21 protein-coding genes are annotated in these 22,491 nt (G+C 64.1%); 17 read left to right on the top strand and 4 right to left on the bottom strand.

Going from position 1 to position 22,491, the window contains the following annotated elements; genetic code table 11:
- Window positions 1–72 precede the first annotated feature (72 nt).
- The 7 genes from epmA to lpxK all read left to right on the top strand — a co-directional run bounded on the left by epmA (window position 73) and on the right by lpxK (window position 6,908).
- Entirely contained in the window at window positions 73–1,119 is a 1,047-nt protein-coding gene (gene epmA / locus NLY43_RS04855; RefSeq protein ID WP_023712779.1) for an EF-P lysine aminoacylase EpmA, read from the top strand.
- 202 nt (window positions 1,120–1,321) lie between these two features.
- Complete coding sequence (locus NLY43_RS04850) at window positions 1,322–2,665, top strand: TldD/PmbA family protein (RefSeq protein ID WP_023712780.1); 1,344 nt, start codon at window positions 1,322–1,324, stop codon at window positions 2,663–2,665.
- On the top strand, window positions 2,652–3,458 hold the full coding sequence (locus NLY43_RS04845) for a 3'(2'),5'-bisphosphate nucleotidase CysQ (RefSeq protein WP_023712781.1): 807 nt from the start codon (window positions 2,652–2,654) through the stop codon (window positions 3,456–3,458). Before NLY43_RS04850 ends, NLY43_RS04845 begins: the two co-directional genes overlap by 14 nt.
- Window positions 3,459–3,526: 68 nt before the next feature.
- The gene (locus NLY43_RS04840; RefSeq protein ID WP_023682943.1) at window positions 3,527–3,772 is read left to right on the top strand and encodes a DUF4170 domain-containing protein; all 246 of its coding nucleotides are present in this window, start codon (window positions 3,527–3,529) and stop codon (window positions 3,770–3,772) included.
- A 5-nt stretch (window positions 3,773–3,777) separates the two neighbouring features.
- Window positions 3,778–4,566 carry a lysophospholipid acyltransferase family protein gene (locus NLY43_RS04835; RefSeq protein WP_023682942.1) on the top strand — a complete coding sequence of 263 codons (789 nt, stop codon included), beginning with the start codon at window positions 3,778–3,780 and terminating at the stop codon, window positions 4,564–4,566.
- Window positions 4,563–5,879, top strand: coding sequence for a lipid IV(A) 3-deoxy-D-manno-octulosonic acid transferase (waaA, locus tag NLY43_RS04830; protein ID WP_023689593.1), 1,317 nt, complete (start codon window positions 4,563–4,565; stop codon window positions 5,877–5,879). Before NLY43_RS04835 ends, waaA begins: the two co-directional genes overlap by 4 nt.
- The gene (lpxK, locus tag NLY43_RS04825) at window positions 5,880–6,908 is read left to right on the top strand and encodes a tetraacyldisaccharide 4'-kinase (protein ID WP_023712782.1); all 1,029 of its coding nucleotides are present in this window, start codon (window positions 5,880–5,882) and stop codon (window positions 6,906–6,908) included.
- A 227-nt stretch (window positions 6,909–7,135) separates the two neighbouring features.
- Here the strand turns inward: lpxK and NLY43_RS04820 are convergent, their stop codons facing one another.
- Complete coding sequence (locus tag NLY43_RS04820) at window positions 7,136–7,369, bottom strand: DUF2093 domain-containing protein (protein ID WP_023712783.1); 234 nt, start codon at window positions 7,367–7,369, stop codon at window positions 7,136–7,138.
- 113 nt (window positions 7,370–7,482) lie between these two features.
- On the opposite strand from NLY43_RS04820, the gene NLY43_RS04815 reads away from it, so the two are divergent.
- Complete coding sequence (locus tag NLY43_RS04815; protein ID WP_286460370.1) at window positions 7,483–8,088, top strand: hypothetical protein; 606 nt, start codon at window positions 7,483–7,485, stop codon at window positions 8,086–8,088.
- Window positions 8,089–8,105: 17 nt separating this feature from the next.
- Here NLY43_RS04815 and NLY43_RS04810 read toward each other — a convergent pair whose 3' ends face one another.
- Window positions 8,106–9,032: a LysR substrate-binding domain-containing protein gene (locus tag NLY43_RS04810; protein WP_023723491.1), complete on the bottom strand. Its 927-nt coding sequence runs from the start codon at window positions 9,030–9,032 to the stop codon at window positions 8,106–8,108.
- Window positions 9,033–9,123: 91 nt separating this feature from the next.
- On the opposite strand from NLY43_RS04810, the gene NLY43_RS04805 reads away from it, so the two are divergent.
- Window positions 9,124–10,017 carry a DMT family transporter gene (locus tag NLY43_RS04805; protein ID WP_023723490.1) on the top strand — a complete coding sequence of 298 codons (894 nt, stop codon included), beginning with the start codon at window positions 9,124–9,126 and terminating at the stop codon, window positions 10,015–10,017.
- Between the two features lie 136 nt (window positions 10,018–10,153).
- A complete protein-coding gene (locus NLY43_RS04800) occupies window positions 10,154–10,909 on the top strand; it encodes a hypothetical protein (protein ID WP_023713083.1) in 756 nt (251 codons plus the stop codon).
- Window positions 10,910–11,109: 200 nt separating this feature from the next.
- Here NLY43_RS04800 and mutL read toward each other — a convergent pair whose 3' ends face one another.
- Together mutL and NLY43_RS04790 are read right to left on the bottom strand one after the other, a co-directional pair.
- On the bottom strand, window positions 11,110–12,957 hold the full coding sequence (mutL, locus tag NLY43_RS04795) for a DNA mismatch repair endonuclease MutL (RefSeq protein ID WP_023713082.1): 1,848 nt from the start codon (window positions 12,955–12,957) through the stop codon (window positions 11,110–11,112).
- Window positions 12,958–13,215: 258 nt separating this feature from the next.
- Complete coding sequence (locus tag NLY43_RS04790; RefSeq protein WP_023713081.1) at window positions 13,216–14,118, bottom strand: LysR substrate-binding domain-containing protein; 903 nt, start codon at window positions 14,116–14,118, stop codon at window positions 13,216–13,218.
- Window positions 14,119–14,210: 92 nt separating this feature from the next.
- Between NLY43_RS04790 and NLY43_RS04785 the strand changes: the two genes are divergently transcribed.
- The 7 genes from NLY43_RS04785 to NLY43_RS04755 all read left to right on the top strand — a co-directional run bounded on the left by NLY43_RS04785 (window position 14,211) and on the right by NLY43_RS04755 (window position 22,488).
- A complete protein-coding gene (locus NLY43_RS04785; protein WP_023713080.1) occupies window positions 14,211–15,761 on the top strand; it encodes a trimethylamine methyltransferase family protein in 1,551 nt (516 codons plus the stop codon).
- Between the two features lie 61 nt (window positions 15,762–15,822).
- Complete coding sequence (locus NLY43_RS04780; protein WP_023713079.1) at window positions 15,823–17,472, top strand: ABC transporter substrate-binding protein; 1,650 nt, start codon at window positions 15,823–15,825, stop codon at window positions 17,470–17,472.
- 93 nt (window positions 17,473–17,565) lie between these two features.
- Window positions 17,566–18,045, top strand: a complete 480-nt coding sequence (locus NLY43_RS04775; RefSeq protein WP_023694426.1) for a DUF3828 domain-containing protein — start codon at window positions 17,566–17,568, stop codon at window positions 18,043–18,045.
- Between the two features lie 465 nt (window positions 18,046–18,510).
- Window positions 18,511–19,428, top strand: a complete 918-nt coding sequence (locus NLY43_RS04770; protein ID WP_023713078.1) for a right-handed parallel beta-helix repeat-containing protein — start codon at window positions 18,511–18,513, stop codon at window positions 19,426–19,428.
- 481 nt (window positions 19,429–19,909) lie between these two features.
- Window positions 19,910–20,827: a right-handed parallel beta-helix repeat-containing protein gene (locus tag NLY43_RS04765; protein WP_081727438.1), complete on the top strand. Its 918-nt coding sequence runs from the start codon at window positions 19,910–19,912 to the stop codon at window positions 20,825–20,827.
- 160 nt (window positions 20,828–20,987) lie between these two features.
- A complete protein-coding gene (locus tag NLY43_RS04760; protein ID WP_023698008.1) occupies window positions 20,988–21,590 on the top strand; it encodes a YqhG/Tai3 family protein in 603 nt (200 codons plus the stop codon).
- 28 nt (window positions 21,591–21,618) lie between these two features.
- The gene (locus tag NLY43_RS04755; protein WP_023713075.1) at window positions 21,619–22,488 is read left to right on the top strand and encodes an alpha/beta hydrolase; all 870 of its coding nucleotides are present in this window, start codon (window positions 21,619–21,621) and stop codon (window positions 22,486–22,488) included.
- Window positions 22,489–22,491: the final 3 nt, after the last annotated feature.

Here is a 22,491-nt window from a genome sequence, read left to right as displayed (position 1 = left end):
GAGAGCCGTCGCCGTAGCGCATCTTGGCCCGAACCGCCAGCCCTGTCAGCAATTCCGTTGCCCGGCAAACCCATGACTGGCGCTTCGCCCTGGTGGACGCCGGATGTTCACGCCGACCGCCGGCCGCGGCTGATGGCCCGCAACGCCATAGCTGCCGCAATGCGCGGCTGGTTTGGCGAGCGGGACTTCATCGAGGTCGAGACGGCGGCATTGCAGATTTCGCCCGGCAACGAGGCGCATCTCTCAGCCTTCGCCACCGAGGCGATCGGCGCCGACGGCGCGCGCCGGCCGCTTTATCTCCACACCTCGCCGGAGTTCGCCTGCAAGAAGCTGCTGGCCGCCGGTGAGCGGCGCATCTTCAGCCTGGGCGCCGTCTGGCGCAACCGCGAGCGCGGCCCCTTGCACCATCCCGAATTCACCATGCTGGAATGGTATCGGGTCGGCGAAACCTATGACAGCCTGATGGCCGATTGCGCCGAACTGCTGAAGCTGGCAGCCGAGCGGGCCGGCGCCAAAACCTTCCGCTTTCGCGGCCGCGAGGCCGATCCGTTCGCCGAGCCGGAACGCGTGAGCGTGGCGGAAGCTTTTGCGCGTTACGCCGGCATCGATCTTCTTGCCACCGTTTCTGCCGATGGCGGCACAGACCGCGCCGCACTCCATGATGCTCTGATCAAGGCCGGCCTGCGCACGGCCGGCGATGACAACTGGGCCGATTTGTTCAGCCGGGTAATGGTCGAGAAGGTCGAACCGGTGCTGGGGCAGGGGCGGGCCACCATCTTGTACGGCTATCCGATCTCGGAAGCGGCGCTCGCCCGGCCGAGCGCGGAGGACCAGCGCGTGGCCGAGCGCTTCGAGCTCTATTGCTGCGGCGTCGAGCTCGCCAATGCTTTTGGCGAACTGACCGATCCGGCCGAGCAGCGCCGGCGCTTTGCCGCCGAGATGGACGAGAAGGAGCGCGTCTATGGCGAGCGCTATCCGCTGGATGAGGATTTTCTCGCCGCCCTCGCCATCATGCCGCAAGCCAGCGGCTCGGCGCTCGGCTTCGACCGGCTGGTGATGCTGGCAACGGGCGCGACGAGGATCGATGACGTGATCTGGACGCCGGCCGCCACTCCTTGACGGAAATCGGCCTCGGTTAAACTCACAAACCGGTCAAGCCGCGCGTCTCTGGCGGCCGCCGCCGCGGATAGCTTTCGCGCTCCGCTCGGGCGCTATGCCGCAGCGGGACAATTGTCCGTGCGCCATTGCACAAGCCGCATTGGGACAATAGATGGTGCAACAGCCGCTACCGCCCGGCGCGGCTTCAGCCAGGACCACGCGCATGACCGATACATCAGAGGCAGCGAAATTGACCGACCGCGTCGCGGCACTGGTCGAGGCTGCCAAGCGGGCCGGCGCCGACGCCGCCGACGCGGTTGCCGTGCGCGGCCGTTCGATCGGCGTGTCGGTGCGGCTGGGAAAGGTCGAGAACACCGAAGCGTCCGAGGGCGACGATGTCTCGCTGCGCGTCTTCGTCGGCAACCGGGTGGCGAGCGTCTCGGCGACGGCGGCATCGGACCCCAAGGCGCTGGCTGAGCGCGCCGTGGCCATGGCCAAAGTCTCGCCCGAGGACCCCTATCAGGGTCTCGCCGATCCGGCTTTGCTGGTTGGCAAGGTGCGCGACCTCGATCTGTTCGACGCCACCGAGGTTTCGGCCGATCAGTTGAAGGAAGCGGCCCTTGCCGCCGAGGAAGCGGCCCTTGCAGTCAAGGGTGTCACCAATTCGGCCGGCAGCGGCGCCAGCGCAGGCCTCGGCGGGCTGGTGCTTGCCACGTCGGACGGCTTCGTCGGCCACTATGTCGCGTCGCGCTTTTCGCGTTCGGCCAGCGTGATTGCGGGTGAGGGCACCGGCATGGAGCGCGACTACGAATACTCCTCGAACCAGCATTTTTCCGATCTCGACGCGCCGGAGCTGATCGGCCGCAAGGCCGGCGAGCGCGCCGTGCGCCGCCTCGGCGCCCGCAAGGCGGCGACCGGTCCGGTCAACGTGGTGTTCGATCCGCGCGTTGCGCGCGGCATTGCCGGCCATCTCGCCGGCGCCATCAACGGCGCTTCGGTGGCGCGCAAGACCAGTTTTTTGCGCGAGATGATGGGCAAGCAGGTTGCGTCGGCTGCCATCACCGTCACCGACGAACCGCTGCGGCGTCGCGGTCAGGCCTCGCGCCCGTTCGACGGCGAAGGCGTCGAGGGCGAAAAGCTGTTGATGGTCGAGAACGGCGTGCTGAAGCACTGGTTCCTGTCGACGTCCGCCGCGCGGGAATTGGGGCTGACCACCAACGGACGCGGCGCGCGCAGCGGCTCGTCGGTATCGCCGTCTTCGACCAATCTCGCCATCGAGCCGGGCGACAGGACGCCGGAAGACCTGATCAGGTCGCTAAAATCCGGCTTTTATGTCACTGAAGTGTTCGGCCAGGGCGTCGACATGGTGACCGGCGAATACAGCCGTGGCGCATCCGGCTTCTGGATCGACAATGGTGAGCTTGCCTATCCGGTGGCCGAGGTGACCATCGCCTCGAATTTGAAGACGATGTTCCTCAACATGGTTCCGGCGAGCGATCTTGACCGCGATTTCGGCACTGCCGCACCGACGCTGCTGATCGAAGGAATGACCCTTGCCGGAGCGTGACCCGGTCATATCGGCCGGGGCCTCGGAAGACCTCGATCTGCTGCGCGACGCCGCCCGCGAGGCGGGCGCGATCGCCATGCGCTATTTCGGCAAAAACCCGCAAGTGTGGATGAAGGGCGGCACCTCGCCGGTCAGCGAAGCCGACCACGCGGCGGACGCCTATCTGCGCGATACCCTGCTGGCGGCCCGGCCGGACTATGGCTGGCTGTCGGAGGAAACGACTGACGATCCGGCGCGGCTTCTGGCGCGGCGCACCTTTGTCGTCGACCCCATAGACGGCACCCGCGGCTTCCTCGAAGGTCTGCGCTCGTGGTGCGTCAGCGTCGCGGTGGTCGAGAATGGCCGCACGCTCACCGGTGTGCTCGAATGTCCGGCCAAGGGCGAAACCTATTGGGCGCTGCCTGGCCATGGAGCTTTCCGCAACGGCAAGCCGATTGCCGTGCGCGGCCTGGGCAAGACGGTCGAGATCGGCGGGCTGAAGCAGTTGATCGACCTGATGCCGGCGCAATGGCAGGGCCGGGTGCGGCGGGCGGCGCACATTCCCTCTCTCGCCTACCGGCTGGCGATGGTCGCCAACGGCACGCTCGACGCAACCTTCGTCAAGCCCAACGCGCATGACTGGGATATCGCCGCCGCCGATCTCATCTTGCGCGAGGCTGGCGGCGCCGTGCTCGACGGCCATGGCCGCGCGCCGCTTTATGCCGGGGAGATCATCCGTCACGGCGCGCTGGTCGCCGGCAGCGGCCAGTTGCTGACCGTGCTTGCCGGCGTCATTGCCGATACGGAAGCGTGATCGAAGGTTCCAAAGTCGGCAGCTTTGGGCTAGACCTGTCGCAAACTCACAATATGTGAAGGACCGAAATGGCCGCGGAAGACGGAAAGAAACAGCTTTTGCACCTGGTGTTCGGCGGCGAGCTGAAGAAGCTGGGAGGCACCGAGTTCCGCGATCTCGACGCGCTCGACATCGTTGGCGTTTATCCGGACTATCAAACCGCGCACACCGCGTGGAAGGCAAAGGCGCAAGCCAGCGTGGACAATGCCCATATGCGCTATTTCGTCGTCCATCTGCACCGGCTGCTCGACCCTGAAAGCAAGGCCGCCGGTTGACAGCGATGGAGCATGAAGCGGTGAAAGGGCAGCCCACCGGCGCCGCGGTCCGAAGAAGACGCGGCGGCAGTTCGAAGACATTCTGGCGCAAGATCCGCGAGCCGTTGGCGCAGTCGCGAATCGTCAAGAGCATGATCGTCAGCCTGCTCGCCCAGTTCGTCCGCCTGGTGCGCCTGACCAACCGCGTGGTCGAAGGCTCGGCTAAATTTTCAGGCGGCGACTACGCCGAATTCGAACCCGGCATCATCGCGCTCTGGCATGGCCAGCATCTGCTGACCCCAGCCTATTATCCCAAGGGACGGCCGCTGGTCGCCATGGTCTCGCGCAGCGCCGATGCCGAACTCAACGCGCTGATGATCGAAAAATTCGGCATCGAGGCGGTGCGCGGCTCCGGCGGGCGTGAAAGCACGAAGCATCTCGACAAGGGCGGCGCCAAGGCGCTCATCGCCCTGAAAAAGTCACTCGTGGCCGGCAAGAACGTCGCCATGATCGCCGACATTCCCCACGGCACGCCGCGCGACGCGGGGCTTGGTATCGTTCTGCTGGCACGCCTTTCCGGCCGGCCGATCATGCCTGCCGCCATCGCCACCAGCCGCCGCAAGGTGCTGGAAAGGAGCTGGGACAAAACCACCATCAACCTGCCGTTCGGCCGCTCCTCGATCGTCATCGGAACGCCGGTTTTCGTGCCGGCCAATGCCGACGAGGCCGAAATGGAGCGCAAGCGCCAGGAAGTCACGGCCGCGCTCAATGCCGCAACCGCCGAGGCCTATCGGCTCGTGGACGGCAGGCCATGAGCGTCGGCTGGGCGCGCGCCTTCCTGGCGGCCTACCGCCTTGCCGGTGCAGCCGCCTATCCGCTGATGGGTCCCTATGTCGCCTGGCGCACATCGCAGGGCAAGGAAGACCGCAGCCGCAGCCGTGAGCGCTACGGCGTTGCCGGGCGGCCGCGCCCCGAAGGGCCGGTGATCTGGATCCATGCGGCAAGCGTCGGCGAGACCCTTGCGGTCGTGCCGCTGGTGCAAAGCATCCTCGACTACGGTGTCAACATCGTGCTGACGACGGGAACAGTGACCTCGGCGCAGGTTGCCGACGAACGGCTGGGCGACCGCATCATCCACCAATATGTTCCGCTCGACCTCAAGCCGGCCGTCAGCCGCTTTCTCGATCACTGGCGGCCGGACCTGGCTATCATCGCCGAATCCGAGATATGGCCGATGACGATCCTCGAGCTCGGCGCCCGCCACGTGCCGCAGGTGCTGGTCAACGGCCGGCTCTCCGACCGTTCGTTCAAATCCTGGAAGAAGCGCGCCAACATCGCCGAGGCGCTGTTCGAGAACCTTGCACATGTCGTTGCCCAGTCGGATGTCGACGGCGAACGGTTTCGCGCGCTTGGCGCCCGGCCGGTCACCGTGTCCGGCAACCTCAAGGTCGACACCTTGCCGCCGCCCGTCGACGAACGGGCGCTGGCGACGCTGAAGCGCCAGATCGCCGGCCGCCCGACCTGGGCGGCAATTTCGACCCATGACGGCGAGGAGGTGGTCGCGGCGGAAGTCCACGCCACGCTCTACAAGCGCCACCATGGCCTGCTGACGATCATCGTCCCGCGCCATCCCGACCGCGCCGAAGCGCTGGCCGCACAGATTTCCGGCATGGGCCTGAAGCTGGCGCGGCGCAGCAAGGGCGACCGGATCACCGCCGACAGCGATATCCTGCTCGGCGATACGATCGGCGAGATGGGGCTTTATCTCCGGCTGACGGAAATCGCCTTTGTCGGCCGCTCGCTGACCTCGGAAGGCGGCCAGAATCCGCTGGAGCCGGCCATGCTCGACACCGCTGTGCTGGCCGGCCGCAACGTCCAGAATTTTCGCGAGGCCTATCAGCGCCTGCTCGACAGCGGCGGCGCCAAGCTGGTGCGCGACCGCGACATGCTGGCAGGCGCCGTCAATTTCCTGCTGAGCAATGAAGTTGCGCGCCACGAGATGATGGCGGCCGGTGCCGCCACAGTCGACCAGATGCGCGGTGCGCTGGCGCACACGCTGAAGTCGCTCGAGCCTTATATCCAGCCATTGATCGTCAAGTCGCGCCTGAAGGGCGCCGACGGGCGATAGGTGGCGTCGGAAGCACCACCTTTCTGGTGGGAAGCGCCGGACTGGCGGGTCTTTGCGCTGTCGCCGCTATCAGCCGTCTATGGCATCGTCGCCGGCCGCCGCATGCATCGGGCGGTACGTGAAAAGATCGACGCGCCAGTGCTTTGCGTCGGCAACTTCACCGTCGGCGGCAGCGGCAAGACGCCGGTCGCCATCGCGCTGGCCAAGCAGGTCAGGCGCATGCAGCTCAATCCCGGATTCCTGTCGCGCGGCCACGGCGGCTCGTTTGCGCAGCCGCATGTTGTCGATGCCAGTCACGACGCCGCCAAGCATGTCGGCGACGAGCCGCTGCTTCTGGCCGAGCATGCGCCGGTTGCGGTAAGCCCGAACCGCGCCGCCGGCGCCAAGCTGCTCATGGAAGCCCATGGCTGCGATTTCCTGATCATGGATGACGGTTTTCAGAGCGCGCGCATCCATATTGATTATGCGCTGGTCGTCGTCGACGCCCGCTACGGCATCGGCAATGGCCGCGTCATTCCGGGTGGGCCGCTGCGCGCCAACGTCGTCGACCAACTGGTGTTCACCGATGGGCTGTTGAAGATGGGCGAGGGCACCGCCGCCGACCAGGTCGTGCGCCAGGCGGCGCGCGCCGGCCGGCCGATCTTCGAGGCGCATGCTGAACCGGGCGGCAAGGAGCGGTTCGCCGGCCGGCGGTTCCTCGCCTTTGCCGGCATCGGCCATCCCGAAAAATTCTTCGAGACGCTGCGCGGCACGGGCGCGGAAGTGGCGCTGAGCCGGTCGTTTCCGGACCATCATTTTTATGCCCCCGACGAACTCGCCGAACTGGCGGCAACCGCGCGCCGTGAGGGACTGGGCCTCGTAACCACCGCCAAGGACGCAGCCCGGCTGCGCCATGGCGCTGCCCCGGCCGATTTCCTCGCTGAACTCGCCGTGCTGGAGATCGACGCCACGTTCGAACTCGACACTGTGCCGGAGCGCATCATCGACGAGACGCTGGATGCCTGGAGACAGCGCAAGCTGCGAGGGTAGGGCGTGCAGCGTCACGCGGAGATGCTGGCGGACAGCACCCCCCTCTGGCCTGCCGGCCATCTCCCCCGCAAGGAGGGAGATCAGCAGCTTTGCCAATGCGCTCATTCTGCAACGCTGGTGATTTGGCGAAAGCAAAGATGATCATCCAATCTCCCCCGTTGCGGGGGAGATGCCCGGCAGGACAGAGGGGGGTGTGAAGGAACGCGACCAACGGCTCTGTGCGCGCTTTAACCCCGGCTGCGCAGGTCCGGATGCATCTCGATCTCGCGGCGCAGCGAGGCGGCGGCGCTGACATAGGGCTCCTGCCTGGCGACGCTCCAATATTTGAGTTCGTCCAGCGGAATGCTCTCGCCGGTCACCGCGCAGCGCACGAACGCGCCGGGGTTGGTGACCTGGAAGTCGCCGTCGAGATAGCGAATCCGGGCTTCCTTGCCGCCAGGGCCTTCGAAGCGGTTCATCATGGGGTGGTGCCAGAGTTCATGCTGATTTCATCGCCATAAATTGCCGGCAAGGTCAAGCTTGACGCAATGCTGAGGCGCTATTGTCGGCTCCAAACCATTCTTTTGGGACCGGCATGGACATTTCATCCGCCCGCCTGACCGCGCTGCTACGCGAGGCCATGATATTGGCAGCGGTGCCGTCGGCGAAGGCCGATCCGGCGAAAGCAGCGCTGATCAAGGCGCTGGTTCAGCCGTCGGCGCCATCCGGCGCGCCTTTGCCGCCGGCAGCGGCGCCGGCGCTGCAGGCGCTGTTGTCCGCGGCCGCCGCAAACGGGCAGCAGGCAGGATCCGCCGAGATCCTGCAGGCCTATCTGGCAATTGCCGAACCGGGCGGCGAGACACCCGGCGAGCCCGCGCCAGCAGGGGCTGCCGCCGGCAAGGCGCCGCCAGCCAACGACGATGCACAGCGCGGTCTGCCGGTGCCGCCGGCCAGGGCCGATGATGGCGCTGCCGTAAAGCCCGCGGGACCGCCCTGGTTTGCGCTTCTCGCACCCGGGGTTTCGCCGCTGCGCCGCGCCTCCGCCACCGACGCGGCGGCGAAGCGGGGGCAGGCGATGCCTGGATCGAATGACCCGGTCCAGCCCGAAGGCCGGCAGCAGATGCGTGTCGGCCTGATGGCGCTGGCAGCCGGGTTTCTGGCCGTCGCCATTGTCGGGCTAGCCTTGCTGGTGCTTCGCTGAGCACCCAACGATCGCCGCTACCGCTCGGCTTCGAGGAACGCTTCCATCTTGTCCATCGCCAGCCCCGCCTCGACGGCGATGCGGCGAGAAAGTTCGGCGGCAGCCGTGCGCGGCCGCCCCAGCGGCCGGTCGAGCCAGTACGACACCGGGTTCAGCGCTGTGCGCTCATCGACGGCAACGATGCGGCCCGACTCCAGCTGATGCCCGGTCAGCGGCGGCCGCGCCAGCGCGATGCCGAGCCCATAGGCGGCAGCGTCCAGCACCAGATTATAGTCCTCGAAGCGGCGATCCTGCGGGCGCGGGCGGTAGTCCATGCCTTGCGCGGCAAACCAGGCACGCCAACCCGAAGCGTCGGAATCGTTGATCAGCGGAAATCTAAGCAGCCGGGCCGGGTCGCCACGACCGATCTCGCGGGCAAGGCCAGGCGCGGCGACCGGAAAGACGTGCTCCTCGAAGAGCTTCACCGAGATCCGGCCCGGAATGCCGCCGCGGCCGCAGCGGACCGACAGGTCGATGCCTTCATCGGCAAGGTCGGCCTGGCGGATGTCGACGTCGAGCACGATGCGCAGCTTGGTGGGATTGTTCTCCAGCGCCGCCATGCGCGGCATCAGCCACAGCCCGCTGACGGAGGGTATCGACGTCAGCCGCACGACGGCGGTGCCGCGCGGCTCGACCCAGCGGTCGGAATGGCTGGAGATCAGCGCAAAGGCTTCCGCCGTGCGCAGGTGCAGGCGGTTGCCCTCGATGGTCAGCGAGACGCCGCGCGCACCACGGTCGAACACTTTCAGGCCCAGCCAGTCCTCCAGCTTGGCGATCTGCCGGCTGACGGCGCCATGGGTGATGTTGAGCTTCTCGGCCGCGGCCGAAAAGCTCCCCGTTCGTGCCGCCGCATCGAAGGCGCGCAGTGTCTCGAGCGGCACCATTGTGTCTGAGCTGTGATCCATAGTCACAGGTGATCCTCGATTTGATCGTTTGTCAACGGCGCCGAAAAGGCGCTTTCTGCGGTTCATGACTGAAAAACGCGAGGACAGTGGGATGAGCGCAGTAACCGGCACATCGAATCAGACACAGCGGATGGACACCACAGCAGCCATCGCCGTGGCGCTGACGGTGGTCGGCTGGGCGTCTGCCTTTCCCGCGATCCGTGCCGGTCTTGCCGCTTTCGGGCCGCTGGAACTTGGTGCGCTGCGCTTTGCCATTGCCGCGGTGCCGGCGGCGATATTTCTTGCCGTCAAGCGCCCGGCGCTGCCGAGGCTCGATGAAGTGTGGCGCCTCGTCTTTGGCGGCGCCATCTTCGTCGCACTTTACACCGTCATGCTCAACTACGGCGAACTGACGGTGTCGGCTGGTGCCGCCGGCTTCATCATCAATGTCAGCCCGATCTTTACCGCCATCATGGCAATGGCCTTGCTGGGCGAGCGCTTCTCAAGCTGGGCCTGGTTTGGCACGGCGATTTCTTTCGCCGGCATCGGCATCATTGCGGTGGCCGACGGGAATGGCCTGCATTTCGACACCGGCGCGCTTTTGGTTCTCGGCTCCGCGCTGTGCTCGGCCGTCAACACGATTGTCCAGAAGCCGCTCTTTGCCCGTCATCACCCGCTGACCATCTCGGCCTCGAACATGATCCTTGGCGCTCTTTGCCTGGCACCCTTTCTTCCAAGCGGCTTTGCGCAGGCAGCGGTCGCCAACACGGCCGGGATCGGCGCCGTGATCTTTCTGGGCATCGTGCCCAGCCTGATCGCCTATGCCGCCTGGGCAACCGCGCTGTCGCGTCTGCCGGCCGCACGTGCCTCGAACTTCCTCTACCTGGTCTCGCCCATGTCGGCCTTGATCGGCTTCTTCTGGCTGGGCGAAGTGCCGACGCTGCTCGGCATCCTCGGCGGTGCGTTGGCCCTCGGCGGCGTGATCGTGGTGAATTTGAAGCGCTAGATCAGCGGGTTGGGCGCCTTTCCCGAATCAACGTGAGAGCCGTACAGGAATTCTCGGCGCAAGCGACTGCCGCTGCGGTGCAGACACGACCCCACCCGGTGGCTATGGTGAGTTGAATACACGGGGGGGGGTCGGGATGGTCAGGCAGTTCGTATCGGCCGTATTTTGCTTGCTGCTGCTCAGCGGCAAAGCCACGGCGGGTTGGTATCACGTGGAAAACTACGAAGGTTCCATTGGTCCCAACCCCGCCCATCTCTCCTTGCAGACCTACACGTTCGGCAGCAGCCTCACGGTCGAGGGCAGCTACTTCTACGACGACAAGCAAAGCCCGATCCCGCTCTACGGCAAAATCAGCGGCACCAGCATCGCACTGTGCGAGATTGCCGATGACGAGGAGTTTCAGCGCGTCATCGTCATGGGGTCCAAGACGCCAGCCGACACCACCGGCTGCCCGTTTTCCCTCGAGCTCGCCGACGGTGTCTTGACGGGCAGTTGGAGCAAAGGCGCGGACAAATTTCCGGTAAATCTCAAGAAGGTTGCGGGCCTGGACGACACCGGGGAGGGGAAGATCGACGGAAGCGTCGAAATCCCGTTCTGGGCGCAGACGGCCACCGACAGGTTTGCCGGGGTCTACACGAAAACCGACAACGGGATCTGCATGACGAAAATGCAGGTCATCAACAAGAAGCGGCAGAAGGTCGTACAGACCATCAAATTCGGCGGCGACCTCTGCAATGCGGGCATGCTGATGACACCCATCTACTTCAATGTGCAGAAGAGTGTTGAGCGAGGCAAGGACATCATATCCGTGAGTTTCTACGATGGCCGCGCCGGCTATGAGGAGGACTATGTCTTTGACCGCAAGACCAGGAAGTACCGCCTGAGGAAGTGAGGCTTGGGCTTGCGAAGGGACCGTTCCTGGCTCGAAAAGTGCCGCTGAGCGGCTCTTTTCGGACCCCCACCCCGCTGCTTCGCAGCGACCCTCCCCACAAGGGGGAGGGTGGGCGCGGCGTCTGCGGTTCAGCTCCTTACCTCCCCCTTGTGGGGAGGTCGGACCGCAGGTCCGGGTGGGGGTCTGCGCCCTGCAGTCTTTTACCGCCGCCCGAACAACCGCTCGATATCGGCGAGCTTGAGCTCGATATAAGTCGGGCGCCCGTGGTTGCAGGTGCCGGATCCCGGCGTCGCCTCCATCTGGCGCAGCAGCGCGTTCATCTCTTCGGGTTTGAGCAGGCGGCCTGAACGCACCGAGCCGTGGCAGGCCATTGTTGCCGCGATTTTGTCCAGGCGCTCTTTCAGCGTCTCGACCGTGTCGTTGTCGGCGATCTCGTCGGCAAGATCGCGCACCAATTGCTGGACATTGGTTTCGCCCAGCATTGACGGCGTCTCGCGCACCGCCACCGCGCCGGGGCCGAAGCGCTCTATGCCGAGGCCGAAACGGGCCAGCGTCTCGGAATGCATGGCCAGCCGCTCGGCATCCTCCTCCGGCAGGTCGACGATCTCAGGCAAAAGCAGCATCTGCGAGGGCACCGCGCGCGAATGCAGCGCATTCTTCAAGGCTTCATAGACCAGCCGCTCATGCGCGGCATGCTGGTCGACGATGACAAGCGAATCCCGGGTTTGCGCAACGATATAGTTGTCATGCACCTGCGCGCGGGCAGCACCCAGTGCGGTGCCAAGCAGCGTCTCGGCCGGCTCGGCTGTGCCGGCACGCGCATCGGCGCTGGCCAGCGGACCGGCATCGAAGGCCGTCTGATCGTTCTCGCGAAAGCCGTCAAAGCCCATATCCAGCGGCCGCTGCGGCGAGCGGTCGAAACCGGCAAAGCCCGACGCGCGGTGGGCGGCGTCGTAGTTGCGATGGCCGTTGGCCGGGCCGGCATGGGCGTAGGAAGCGGCCCCCGGTCGGAACGCCGCCATCATGCCGGCGGCCCCGCTAGTGGCGGCGCGGATGCCGGCATTGGCCAGCGCCTCGCGGATGGCGCCGACGATCAGCCCGCGCACCAGGCCGGGGTCGCGGAAGCGCACATCGGCCTTGGCCGGGTGGACGTTGACGTCCACGGTCGCCGGATCGAGCGTCAGGAACAGCACGGTCACCGCATGCCGGTCGCGTGGCAGCACATCGGCGAAGGCGCCGCGGATGGCGCCGGCGATCAGCTTGTCGCGCACCGGACGGCCGTTGACATAGGCATATTGCTGCAGCGCATTGGCGCGGGTGAAGGACGGGATCGAGACATGGCCGGCCAGGTGCACGCCGTCCCGGCTGGCATCGATGGCAATGGAATTGTCGGGGAACTCGGCGCCCATCACCTGCGCGACGCGGCGCAGGCTGCCCCCCGTGCTGTCGTCAGTCGCCGGCAATTCCAGCGTCGAACGGTCCGAGCCGGCGAGCGTGAAGCGCACGGCGGGGAAGGCGATGGCGATGCGCTTGATCACGTCGCTGGTGGCCGAGCTTTCCGCCCGCTCGCCCTTCATGAATTTCAGCCTTGCCGGCGTGGCGAAGAACAGATCGCGCACCTCGACCGTGGTGCCGCGGTTTGCAGCCGCCGGTTTGACCGCCGAAACCCGCCCGCCCTCGATGCCGATCTCGGCGGCTGCGTCGGCGGCGGCCGTGCGCGAGCGGATCGACAGCCGCGACACCGAGCCGATCGAGGGCAGAGCCTCGCCGCGAAAACCGAGCGAGCGGATGTCGTGAATGTTGTCGGCAAGCTTGGACGTGCAATGGCGGGCGATCGCCAGCGCAAGTTCCGGTTCGGGAATGCCCGAACCGTCATCGGTAACGCGGATCAGATTGAGTCCGCCGCCGGCAGTAACCACCTCGACGCGCGACGCGCCGGCATCGAGCGCATTCTCGACCAGTTCCTTCACCACGCTCGCCGGACGCTCGATGACTTCGCCGGCGGCGATCTGGTTGATCATCGTTTCGGAAAGCTGGCGAATGGGCATGGCGGCACTATAGGCGGATTCGAAGGGTGTGCGGAAGGCTTCAATGGAGATGCCAGCGGGACAGCACCCCCTCTGGCCTGCCGGCCATCTCCCCCTCAAGGGGGGAGATTAGCAGCTTTGGCGCTGGCTCTTCTTTTTGAACGTAGAAAATTGGCGAAAGCCGTTGTGACATCCAATCTCCCCCCTTGAGGGGGAGATGCCCGGCAGGGCAGAGGGGGGTGCTGTCCCGCCGACATCGAGGAGTTGCGCACACCAACCTCAAGCCTGCGCCGCCAGCCAATCCCTTACCTTGCGCGCATTCTCGCTCAACTCCCTGTTCTTCGGCCAAACCACATAAAACGCCTTGCCCGTCTTCAGCACATGATCGGTCACCGGCACCAGCAACCCCGTCGCCAGCAGCCGTTCGGCCAGATGCCGCCAGCCGAGCGCGATGCCTTGTCCTTCCATGACGCCCTGGATCACCAGGCCATAATCGTTGATGCGCAGGCCGCGCGCGGTGTTGTCGAGGCTGCCGCCGGCCGACCGGAACCATTCGTCCCAGCTTGCCGCCTCGCGGTAGGGCTCCTCGAGATGGATCAGACGGTGCGTCGCCAGCTCCGCGACGGTTTTTGGCATGCCGAATTTCGCGAGATAGCTGGCGCCAACGACCGGGAAAATCTCCTCGTCGGCCAGCGGCAGCGAATGATAATCGGCCCAGTCGCTCGGTTCGCCGCCGCGCACAGCGAGCGGGATGCCCTCGGCAATGATGTCGAGGTCGCGGTCGGCGGTCTGGATGCGCAGGTCGATGCCCGGCAGTTCGTCGCGGAACTGCTGCAGGCGCGGCATCATCCAGAACGAGCCGAAGGCGGTCGATGCGGCCAGCGTGACATGGCCGCCAGTCGCCTGCAGGCGCAGATCCTCGGCCGATTTGCGGATGTGCGATAGCCCCAGCGAGACATCGGCATGGAAGCGTTCGCCCGCTTCTGTCAGGATGACCTGGCGGTGACGGCGCTGGAACAACTGGGCGCCGAGCTGTTCCTCCAGTCCGCGCACCGCATAGGAGACGGCGGCCTGCGTCATGCCGAGCTCACGCCCGGCAGCGGTGAAGCTCGACAGCCGGCCGGCCGCCTCAAAGACGATCAGGCTGCCGGCCGAGGGCAGGAGATGGCGCAGGCTTCGCATAAGCTGAGCTTATACAAGAGATCAGGATTTTCCAGCGTCACATCCACACTTCGTCTCGCTAACTTGACTGGAACGGACGCAAGGGAGGCTCCATGAACGCACCGGCCGCTGAACTGACCGAGCAAACCCACCGCCGCGGCGGCGGTCGCCTCGGACGCAAGGCGCTGAGGAGCGCACCCGTCGCCTCGTTCCCGACGTTGGTCCGCGAGATCCCGACCTATCAGATGGTCCCGGACGAAGCGGTGGAACTGATCCACCAGGAGTCGCTCGCCATCCTCGAAGAGGTCGGTTGCGAGTTCCGCGACGACGAGGCGATCGCCATGTGGAAGGCGGCTGGCGCCGACGTTTCGGAAACACGTGTCCGCATCGACCGCGGCCTGCTGATGGAACTGGTCGCGAAGGTTCCTTCCGAGTTCACCCTCAACGCGCGCAATCCCGAGCGCACCGTTCGCGTCGGCGGCAAGAACTCCATCTTCGTTCCAATGTATGGCGCGCCCTATGTGCGCGACCTCGACAACAACAGGCGCTACGGCTCGCTTGAAGACCTCAACAATTTCCACAAGCTCGCTTACATGGCGCCGGCGCTGCACTCGTCGAGCTCGGTCATCTGCGAGCCGATGGAAATTGCGGTGCCGAAGCGCCACCTCCACATCATCCATTCGGCGCTGAAGCATTCCGACAAGCCGTTCATGGGCATCGTCACCTCGAAGGAACGCGCCGAAGACACGATGGCGATGGCGGGCATCGTCTTCGGCGAGGAGTTCGTCCGCGACAACCCGGTGCTGGTGTCGATCACCAACTGCAATTCGCCGCTGGTCTGGGACGCCACCATGCTGGACGCGATGAAGGTCTATGCACGCAGCAACCAGCCGCTGATCCTGGCGCCCTTTGCGCTGTGCGGCGCATCGACCTCGGCCTCGGCCGTCGGCGCGGTGGCGCAGGTCAATGCCGAAGCACTGGCCGGCGTCGCCTTCACCCAGCTGCTGCGCCCGGGTTCGCCGCAGATCTACGGTCAGTTCATGGTGACGGTCGACATGAAGACCGGCGCGCCGATGGGCGGCACCCCTGAAGCGGCGCAGATGATGTATCTGATGGGCGCGCTGGCGCGGAAGTATAAACTGCCGTGGCGCACCTCCGGCTTCCATGTCGGCTCAAAGCTGAACGACGCCCAGGCCGGCTACGAATCCAACATGCTGATGCATGCCGCCATCCTCGCCGGCGCCAATTACATCTGGCATTCCGCCGGCTGGCTCGAGGCCGGGCTTACCTGCGGCTATTCGAAATTCGCCACCGACTGCGAGCAGCTTGTCGGCTGGTACAAATATGCCGGCGGCCTGCCGTTCGACGACTTCAAGGAGGCCATGGCGGCGATCCGCGAGGTCGGGCCGCAGGGCCATTTCCTCGGCACAAAGCACACGCTCGATCATTACGAGTCGGCATTCTTCATGCCCACCATCATGGATTTCAACTCCTACGAACAATGGAAGGCTGGAGGGGCGAAGGACCACGACACGCGCGGCCGCGAGAAAGCCCGCAACATGCTGGCCGACTATGAAGAGCCGAAGCTCGATGAGGGCATTGCCGAGGGCCTCAGGGACTTTATCGCGCAGCGCGAGGAGAGGCTGCCCGACAGCGTTAGCTAAGAGAACGACGAATGAGTTGATAACGGGCGAAGACCCGATGGGAACCGCAAGGGAGAAAGACATGACACTTTTCAAAAGCAATGGCGATCGCGTGCCAACGGCCATCGAGGCGATGGCGCAAGAGACGCGTGCTGGCCGTATGGACCGGCGCGAGTTTCTTGCATTGGCAAGTGCGTTCGGCGCATCGACGGCGCTGGCCTACGGCATGATCGGCCTTGCCGCGCCGGGACAGGCTTTTGCCGAGGAGCCGAAGAAGGGCGGCACGCTGCACATATCGATGTCGGTCAAGGCCCAAAAAGATCCGCGCACCTATGACTGGGTGGAACTCGCCAACATCTCGCGCTGCTGGCTGGAGCCGCTGGTCCGCTACACCAGGGAATTCACCTTCGAGCCAGTGCTGCTCGAAAGCTGGGACATCAATGACGACGCCACGGAATACACGTTGCATGTGCGCAAGGGCATCACCTGGAACAATGGCGATGCTTTCAACGCCGATGACGTGGTCTTCAATGTTACCCGCTGGTGCGAGAAGAAGGTCGCCGGCAACTCCATGGCCGCTCGCGTCGGCGGGTTGATCGACGAAAAGTCGGGCAAGGCCAGGGAAGGCGCGATCGCCAAGGTCGACGACAATACGGTCAAGCTGACGCTCAGCGCGCCCGACATTTCGCTGATCCCGAACCTCACCGATTATCCCGCGCTCGTCGTCCACCGCAATTTCGACGCCGAAGGCGCCGACCCGGTCAAGAAGCCGATCGGCACGGGCCCGTTCGAACTGGTCTCCTACGATGTCGGCCAGAAGGCGGTGGTCAAGCGTCGTGAAAACGGCAAGTGGTGGGGTGGTGAAGCGCCGCTCGACAGCGTCGAGTTCATCGACTACGGCACCGACTTCAACGCTTCGATCAACGCCTTCGAATCCGGCGAGATAGACCTCAATTTCGAGACGCCGGCCGACTTCATCGACATCCTGGATAAGATGGGGCTGGAGAAGTCCGAGGTTGCGACGGCAACCACGCTGGTTGCCCGCACGAACGTTACCCACAAGCCCTATGACGACCAGCGGGTGCGCAACGCGCTGCAGATGGCGGTCGACAACAATGCGGTGCTGGAACTCGGCTATGCCGGGCGAGGGACGGTCGGTGAAAACCACCATGTCAGCCCTATCCATCCTGAATATTTCGCGCTGCCCAAGAAGACGCGCGACGCGGTCGGCGCCAAGAAGCTGATGGCGGATGCCGGCCAGGCCGATTTCGAGCACGAGCTGATCACCGTCGAGGACGACTGGCAAAAGAACACCGGCGACGCGATTGCCGGCCAGTTGCGCGACGCCGGCATCAAGGTGAAGCGCACGGTGCTGCCGGGCTCGACCTTCTGGAACGACTGGACGAAGTATCCGTACTCGATGACCATCTGGTACATGCGCCCGCTCGGCGTCCAGGTGCTGGCGCTGGGCTATCGCACCGGCGAGGCCTGGAATGAATCGGCCTATTCCAACCCGGACTTCGACGCCAAGCTGAAGCAGGCGCTGTCGCTGATCGACGTGGAGAAACGGCGTGAGGTGATGAAGGATGTCGAGCAGATCCTGCAGGATTCCGGCGTCATCATTCAACCCTTCTGGCAGAAGCTCTACAGCCACATGAACAAGAAGGTGAAAAACTACGGCGTCCACCAGACCTTCGAGATGGACCTGCAGAACGTCTGGCTGGATGGCTGAGACGGTGCAGCCGGGGCTTCATGAGCCGCAAAAAAGCCGATATGCAGGATGTCTGGTATTGCCGCCTTGCCGCCAAACTTCCGGAGATCCTGCATGAAACCGATAGTGCTTGCCGCTGTCTTTTCGATTGCCTTGCCAGCGACGGTGCTGGCCGGGCCGGCTTCCAACGCCGTGAAGTTCTTTTATGTGCCCGAGGTGAAATTCGAGGGAGATGCAAAGTACCGCGACCGCTTCACCGAGCCGGTGACCAAGCTGTTCGATCTCAACGACCAGGCAACGAAGAACAAGCCCGACGAAGTCGCCTGCCTAGACTTCGATCCCGGCCTCGACGCCCAGGATTTCGACCAGAAGTCGATTGCCAAGACATTGAAGCTGGCCGAGACCGTCAATGGCGATACGGCCGAAGTCACCGCCACCTTCAGCCTTTTTGCGGAAGGCGATGATTCCAAACGCGAAATGCTGTGGTCGCTGAAGAAAATCGACGGCAAATGGAAGGTCGCCGACATTACCTCCAAGACCAGCAGCTGGACGCTGAGCGCGCTGGAATGCATGCCCGACAAAGCGCCGGAGTGATCCCGACGCGCTGTTCCGGCGTCGCGGCTCGCCAGCATATTGGCAGCATTCAGACGTAATCGCCGCCGCCGGGTCCAGGCGAGGGTGTATTCGGCCCATTACAGCCGCAATTGTCGCGGCTTGCCGAATCGTGCAACGGTCAGCACCCTGGGTCAGTGATTGTTTTCATGCTGTAACGGCGGTCTCTCAGCGCGACAGCCATAAAATTGCTAAGCAAAATATCGTAACATCTTTTGTGATGGTCGCTATATTTTACGGCGATTCAGCATTATTTTGCGGTTGCAGAAAAGCCGGATCCAGAAACAGTTGCATCCGCACGGCCGGTCACATCAGTAGTTGCTTTTTTAGGGGTGGCGGGGTACGTTTCCTTGCTCGGCTGCAAGTATTAACTTGCTCAAAATTTGGAGGGTGGGGCATATGAAATCGATCACATATCTATTGTCATCAATTCTAGTTGCAATTGTAGTGGCTTGTCTTGCCACGCCGGCGTCCGCACAGGCGACCCGGACATGGGTTTCCGGTGTTGGCGACGACGCCAATCCGTGCAGCCGTACCGCACCTTGCAAGACCTTCGCCGGTGCGATCTCGAAAACCGCCGCCGGCGGCGAAATCAATTGCATCGATCCAGGCGGCTTCGGCGGGGTGACCATCACCAAATCCATGACGATCGCCTGCGAGGACGTTGAGGCGGGCGTGTTGAATGCGTCGGTGAATGGCATCATCGTCAACGCGTTGGCGACCGACATCATCGTTCTGCGCGGTCTCGATATCGACAGCGCGACGGCTGGGCCAGGTCTCAATGGAATCCGGTTTCTTGCCGGCGCCGCCTTGCATGTCGAGGATTGCGTCATTCGCGACAACACGGCTGCGGCGCCGAACGGCAACGGCATTTTGTTCGCACCGTCGGGCACAGCCGAACTTTATGTCAGCAACTCGTTCATCACCGGCAACAATGACGGCATTCATATCCAGCCGACCGCCGGCGGCGTTGCCAAGGTCATCATTGAGAACTCGACCATTGACAACAACAACCTGGCCGGTGTGAAGGCTGACGGCACAAGCAACACGGGCGGCTCCAACACGACGATCGTGAACAGCAGCGTGTCGGGCAACACCAACGCCGGCATCAGCATATTCAATCCGGCTGGTGGGCCGGTGATCAGCATGATGGTTGACGGCGTTGCCGTCGCCAATAACGGCGTGGTCGGCGGGCTGCGTGTCGATGGCGCCAACGCAACCATCCGCGTCGGCCGCTCGACGATCTCCGGCAATGGCACCGGCACGGTCATCGTCAACGGCGGGTTGATCTCGTCTTACGGCACCAACCAGCTCAACGGCAACACTGCTGACGGCCCCAATCCGCCAACCATCGCGCTGAAATAGCTGCAGGGGTTAACTGTTGATAGCAACGCTTGGCGCGGCAACACCGCGCCAAGTGCATTTTATGGCTGGACGCGCAACCAGTTTGAATGACCGGGCGGGTCCCGGAGTACTGCCACCAGTCCTCTCTGTCGTTGTCGACTGCCAGTCCTGATGACATGATCTCGAGGCAGGACCACGCGAAGTAGGGCGTGGCTGACAGCCAGATTACAAGACGACCGAAATCGATGTCTTGCCAAGGGCGCCCGATTTGTCGGTCCGCTCCACCGGGCTGTCAGTGAGACCATCGCAATCTTCGCGGGGATCGCTTTTGCCGGCCGAGAAACAGAGCCGATTTCAGATTGAATTGTGGTCTAGTTGCTCTTTTGGCTGTGGTGTGTTAGATTTCTATTACATATCTGCAATAGTAGTTGTTTTCCATTGAGGGGGTGAGAAGATGAATAAAATTGTATACATGGTATCTTCTATTTTAATCGCTATGGTGATGGCTTGTCTTGCCACGCCGGCGTCCGCGCAGGCGCCCCGGACGTGGGTTTCCGGCGTTGGCGACGACGTCAATCCGTGCAGCCGCACCGCACCTTGCAAGACTTTCGCCGGCGCGATTTCGAAAACGGCTGCCGGCGGCGAAATCAATTGCGTCGACCCGGGCGGCTTTGGCGCGGTGACGATCACCAAGTCGATAACGATCGCTTGCGAGGACGTCGAGGCAGGCATATCGAATGCGGGGACGCAAGTGACCATCAACGCGTTGGCGACCGACGTCGTCGTTCTGCGCGGTCTCGATATTGACACAGCGACGGCATCGCCTGGAATCAATGGCGTCCGCTTTCTCGTCGGCGCCGCCTTGCACATCGAGGATTGCGTCATTCGTGGCAACAGCTCTGCGGCGCCGAACGGCAACGGCATCCTGTTCGCACCGTCGGGCGCGTCCGAACTCTATATCACCAACAGCTTCATCACCGGCAACGGCGCGGACGGCGTTCATATCCAGCCGACCGCAGCCGGCGTTGCCAAGGTCATCATCGAGAACTCGACGATCGAGAACAACAACCTGGCCGGCGTGAAGGCTGACGGCACCAGCAACACGGGCGGCTCCAACACGACGATCGTGGATAGCAGCGTGTCGGGCAACACGAATGCCGGCATCAGCATCCTGAATCCGGTCGGCGGGCCTGCGATCAACATCATGGTTGACGGCGTTGCCGTGGCCAACAACGGAGCGGCAGGCGGCCTGCGTGCCGACGGCGCCAACGCGACCATCCGGGTCGGCAGATCGACGATCTCCGGTAATACGACGGGCACGGCCATCGTTAATGGCGGTGTCATATCGTCCTATGGCACCAATCAGCTCAACGGCAACACGGCTGACGGTCCGAACCCGCCAACCATTGCGCAGAAATAGGTTTGCGGATTGCAGCGCTTCGCGCGGGAACCACCCGGGCGAAGCAAGCAATCGAGGGCTTGTTAGCTTCCTCAAAGTCTGCATCTTTGCCGCCAGGCGCCGATGACATGGCTGAACGTTTCGGCCGGTATGTGACTGATCGGGCCTGGAGTGATGCGTGATGGCCCATAGCCGTCTTCCGACTTTGTTGACTGTATGCCTGCTGGCAGGATTGAACACGGCTGCCGCTCAAGGGCTGCTCGGTCCGCCACCTGCAAATGCCCCGGCCGAGACAGTGCCGGGCGGCGCAGCACCGCCCGCAAATCCACCCGGGACAGCGGTGGAACCGGCGACACCGCCGGTTGGGTGGCCGCCGGCCGAGCCGGCCGCGCCCGTCCTGGCGGGCTCGCCGACGGCTGTGGTCAAGCCGTTCTACGAACATCTCGGACTGGAGCTCGATCCGACCCAGCGCAAGAACTTCGTCGACCCGGCCAAGACCGTACTCGACAAGAGCGACGCGTTGCGCAAATCCGGGCAGGGCGAATGCCTCGACCCCAACATGGCGCTCGACAATGCCGATTACGACAAGCTTGCGATCGACAAGAGCCTGAAGAGCATCGAGGCCGTCAATGGTGATCAGGCCAAGGTGGTGGTCGCCTTCGTCGTCGAAGGCAACCAGCACCGGCTGGAGTGGAAGCTGAAGAAGGTCGACGGCGACTGGAAGATATCCGATCTGCTTTCGGTGACCGGTGAATGGGCGCTCAGCCAGTATCAGTGCGAATAAGCCGCCGATTGTTTCCGGGTGGTCGGCAATGAAGCTTCGCGTTTTGCTCGCGATCGCGTTGGTCGGGTTGGGCGCTGCCGGCTGCGGCCTCGACTGGCACATCGGCACGATGCTGATCGCCCGCGCGCCTTGGCAAGCTTTGGCGGCTCCCGGCGATTTGCCCGTCGAGCGCGTCGTGCTCGACCAGCCCGGCGCTCCTGATCTGGTCGGCTGGGCGGCTGATCGAAAGGGCAGCTGCGGCGCGGTCGTGCTGCTGCATGGGCGCGGCGCCAACAGGCTGGCCCTGGTTCAAAGAGCGAAACTTTTGTTCGACGCCGGCTATTCCGTCGTCCTGTTCGACCTGTCCGGGCACGGCGAGAGCGGCGGTGCCATTCAAGGTTTCGGCTACACGGAAGCGCAGGACGCCGCCCGCATCATTGCCTATGCCAGGCAACGTTTTCCTGGCCAGAAGCTTGGCGCTGTCGGCTCTTCGCTAGGCGCCGCTGCTTTCGTCTTTGCGGCACAGCAAGCGCCCGCCGACGCCTATGTTCTGGAGCAGCTTTACGCGAGTTTGCGCGAGACCACGGCATGGCGCATGCCTTTCAACTTCTGGCGCGGTTTTCAGGCCGATGTGCTTTTGGCGCAGATGCCGCTTCGTCTGGGGTTGAGCGCCGGCAATGTCAGGCCGATCGATCGCCTCGGCCAGATCGGTGAACCGCTGATGCTGCTTGCGGGAAGCACCGATCCCTTCATCGATCGCAGCCAGGTGCAGGCGCTGCACAGCGCTGCTGCCGGCTCACAACTGGTCTGGTTCGAAGGAGCGGGCCATGTGGACCTGCTGCGGTATGACCAGCCGCGCTATCGCGATGCCGTCCTTCCCTTTCTGGCGACAAAGCTCTGCCGAGCCGCCTATGGCTGACGT

This window comes from Mesorhizobium sp. C416B, from assembly GCF_030323165.1.
In the GTDB taxonomy this organism is placed as follows: domain Bacteria; phylum Pseudomonadota; class Alphaproteobacteria; order Rhizobiales; family Rhizobiaceae; genus Mesorhizobium.
This window is presented reverse-complemented; position numbering and strand designations above follow the sequence as displayed.